The 3,452-nt window shown below is 73.1% G+C and carries 3 protein-coding genes; 2 read left to right on the plus strand and 1 reads right to left on the minus strand.

The genetic code is table 11. The annotated features are described in order from the left end of the window. Positions 1 to 156: 156 nt before the first annotated feature. Positions 157 to 939: a GntR family transcriptional regulator gene (locus tag ACZ7P3_RS37670; protein WP_472088726.1), complete on the minus strand. Its 783-nt coding sequence runs from the start codon at positions 937 to 939 to the stop codon at positions 157 to 159. Between the two features lie 167 nt (positions 940 to 1,106). Here ACZ7P3_RS37670 and ACZ7P3_RS37675 point away from each other — a divergent pair, with 167 nt between their 5' ends. Beyond that, complete coding sequence (locus ACZ7P3_RS37675; RefSeq protein ID WP_472088728.1) at positions 1,107 to 1,946, plus strand: (2Fe-2S)-binding protein; 840 nt, start codon at positions 1,107 to 1,109, stop codon at positions 1,944 to 1,946. Positions 1,947 to 2,248: 302 nt separating this feature from the next. Beyond that, complete coding sequence (locus ACZ7P3_RS37680) at positions 2,249 to 3,292, plus strand: DUF2637 domain-containing protein (RefSeq protein ID WP_472088730.1); 1,044 nt, start codon at positions 2,249 to 2,251, stop codon at positions 3,290 to 3,292. The last annotated feature ends 160 nt before the right edge of the window (positions 3,293 to 3,452 follow it).

The raw sequence follows: 3,452 nt of genomic DNA on the forward strand, positions 1-3,452 counted from the left end.
CCTCCCAGGGACCGGCGCCGCGGCCGCCACGCAACGGGCTCGTGCGGACCGTCGCCGACCGCGAGTCCGCGGGAGCCGATCGCGCAGTTCCCCGCACCCCTGCCTGGGCACAGGGCCGCCGGCGAAGGTGCACGCCGGCGCCGTGGTGCGAGTCGGTCAGCTTGCGCCTGCGAAATGCTCTGCGACCAGCGCCCTCACGACGTCCAGGTCCCGCGCGATCAGCGCGTCGAGCAGCGCGGTGTGCTCCGCCGCGTCCGCCACCAGGTCGGCCCGGCCGTGCCGCACGGCACCGCCGACCAGCGGCCACTGGGACCGCCGGTGCAGATGCTCCGCGACCTGCACCAGCTGCTCGTTCCCCGACAGGGACAGCGCCGCCCGGTGGAAGGCCCGGTCGGACTCCGCGTACGTGGCCGCACAGCCGGAGGACGCCGCGCGTACCGTCGCCTCCGCGAGCGGACGCAGCTCGGCCCACCGCTCGGCGGGGACCGTACGGGCGAGTCTCAGCATCACCGGGACCTCGATGAGCGCCCGCACCTCGGCCAGCTCGGCCAGCTCCCGCGCACCCCGCTCGACGACCCGGAACCCCCGGTTGAGCACGACCTCGACCGCGCCCTCCAGGGCGAGCTGCTGCATCGCCTCCCGCACCGGCGTCGCCGAGACCCCGAAGCGTTCGCCGAGGACCGGCGCCGAGTAGACCTCGCCCGGCTGCAGCTCACCCGCCACCAGCGCGGTCCGCAGCGCGTCGAGGATCTGCCCGCGCACCGAGGAGCGCTGCACGACGGCCCGCGGCCGGGGAATCGGCCGCTCGGCGTGCGTGTGCTCACCCCGCGCACCCGGCACGGCGGTGTCCCGCTCCCGGACCACGTCCCCGGCGCGCTGCTGCACCGGCACCCGGGGGGTGCCCTGTGTCCCGGCGGGGCCCTGCACGCCCTGCTTCACGGGGTCCTCCTCCGGCCGGTCGGCACTTGGGTCATTAACGACGGGTTGTCACTTGTCCGTCAAGCACCTTAGGCGTACAAGGCGACGGTTCAAATTCCCCCGAAGGGCAAGTAAGGTTAGCCTTACCTGCACAGATCGGTCCGCAACCGATGATCGGTGGTTCCGCCATGCCCGCTGCGGCCTCGCCGCTCACCGCCGCGTATGCCCGTCTCACCGAGATATATCCCGGCCTCTCCGTGAACGTCCTCGGCCCGACGGAGCCGCTGCCCCGGGGTGAGAGATGGGTCACCGCCGGCGGACTCGCGGCAGGCGGCAGCCGCCTGGACGCCTTCCTCGCCTGGGACGAGGAGCAGGTGCTGCGGGACTACGCGCGCCGGGCCCGCCCGGATGTCGTCGCCGGCTTCGGCCTGCACCGCTACGCCTGGCCTGCCTGTCTGCTGATCACCGTCCCGTGGTTCCTGCACCGCCGGGTGCCCCGGCTGCCCGTGACACAGGTCTCGTACGACCGCGGCGCCGGCCGGATGGCCGTCCGCCCCGCCTCCTTCGCCTGTCTGCCGGGCGACCCCGCGGCCACACTGTCCGGCGCCGTCGTCGTACCCGGCGAGGAGGCGCTGCGGGCCGAGGTGCGCTCGGCCGTGGCCGAGCACCTGGAGCCGGTGCTGGCGGCCTTCGGGCCGCGGATGCGGCGGCGCGGGCGCGCCCTGTGGGGCATGGTGACCGACGAGGTCGTGGAGGGGCTGTGGTACGTCGCCCATCTGCTGGGCGGGGACGAGGAGGCGCGGGCCGTCCGCGAGCTGGAGCTGCTGCTGCCGGGGGCGACGCGGCCGTACGCCGGCTCGGCCGCGTTCCGCGCGCTGACCGGGCCGGACGGCGAGCCGCTGGCCACCCGGGACCGGGTGAGCTGCTGCATGTACTACACGGTGCGCCCCGAGGACACCTGCGCCACCTGCCCGCGCACCTGCGACAGCGACCGGATCGCCAGACTCACGGCGGCCGCGGCCGCCTGAGCCCCCCTCAGGTCCGAGCACGGCCGCGGACCCTCTAAGATCACCGGGATCGGGCCAGGCCCCCCGGACAGGCACTTCACAACTTCCTCACCCTTCGCGGGAACTTTCCGAGGAACCATCCGTCCAGGTAGTCTTATTCGAACTCAACTCCCGCCCCTCATGCGGCAGTTCGAGCAGATCGTCGCCCTGGGGCATCCCCTTGCATATTTATGGCGGCCTCTTGCCCCGAAACCCCCTGAGGGCCCTCGGGAGTGGGCCACTATGGCGGGCGTTACGCCCTATCCCAATGCAAGGGACCCCTGATGAGACTGACCGACATATCGCTGAACTGGCTGCTTCCCGGCGCCGTACTGCTCCTGGGCATGCTGGCGGCGGTGGCGGTGCTCGCGCGCGGCAAGCGCTCCTCCGGGGAGAATGCGAGCACGGACGACTCGTGGGAGCGCAGCGAGGAGCGCCGCAGGCGCAAGGAGGCCGTCTACGGCACCGCCTCCTATGTGCTGTTGTTCTGCTGTGCGGCGGTGGCGGCCGCACTGTCCTTCCACGGCCTGGTCGGCTTCGGCGAGCAGAACCTCGGGCTGACCGGCGGCTGGCAGTACCTGGTGCCGTTCGGCCTGGACGGCGCGGCGATGTTCTGCTCCGTCCTCGCGGTGCGCGAGGCCAGCCATGGTGACGCGGCCCTCGGCTCCCGGATACTGGTCTGGATGTTCGCCGCGGCCGCGGCCTGGTTCAACTGGGTGCATGCGCCGAGGGGTGCGGGCCACGACGGCGCGCCGCAGTTCTTCTCCGGGATGTCGCTGTCCGCGGCCGTCCTGTTCGACCGCGCGCTGAAGCAGACCCGCCGGGCCGCCCTGCGCGAGCAGGGCCTGGTGCCGCGTCCGCTGCCGCAGATCCGCATCGTGCGCTGGCTGCGGGCCCCCCGCGAGACCTACCGTGCCTGGTCGCTGATGCTCCTGGAGGGCGTGCGCAGCCTGGACGAGGCCGTCGAGGAGGTCCGCGACGACCGGCGGCAGAAGGAGGAGCAGCGGCAGCGCCGGCGCGACCAGCAGCGTGTGGAGCGCGCCCAGTTGAAGGCCATCAGCCGGGGCCACCGCGGCTTCGTCGGCCGCACCGGCGCCCGCCAGGTCGAGATGCAGGCCGTGGAGCGCGGCCCCGCGCAGGCCACCGCGGAGCCTGCCATATCTGCGCCGGAGCAACTGCCCGTACGCTCTCGGCCCTCCCTTCAGCCGGTTCGCCAGGGGGCTGAGCAGGTCACCGTCGACCTCACGGCGGAAGACGACACGATGGCCCTGCCGCGGCTGGACTCCCTGGAGCGCAAGCTGAAGGACCTGGAGCAGCAGTTCGGCTAGACGCACCGCGGGGCGGCCGGCGCGTCACTGCGGATCCGCAGTGACTGCTCGCACAGATCCCCGCATCCCTTCGGGGCGTTCGGCCCGCCGGGGCGGGGGGGGGGGAACACCGACACAGCCCCCCCCCCCCTTTTTGTTCTCCTCCTTCCGGCGTTCTCCA

It is taken from the genome of Streptomyces sp. NPDC107581, assembly GCF_055657175.1.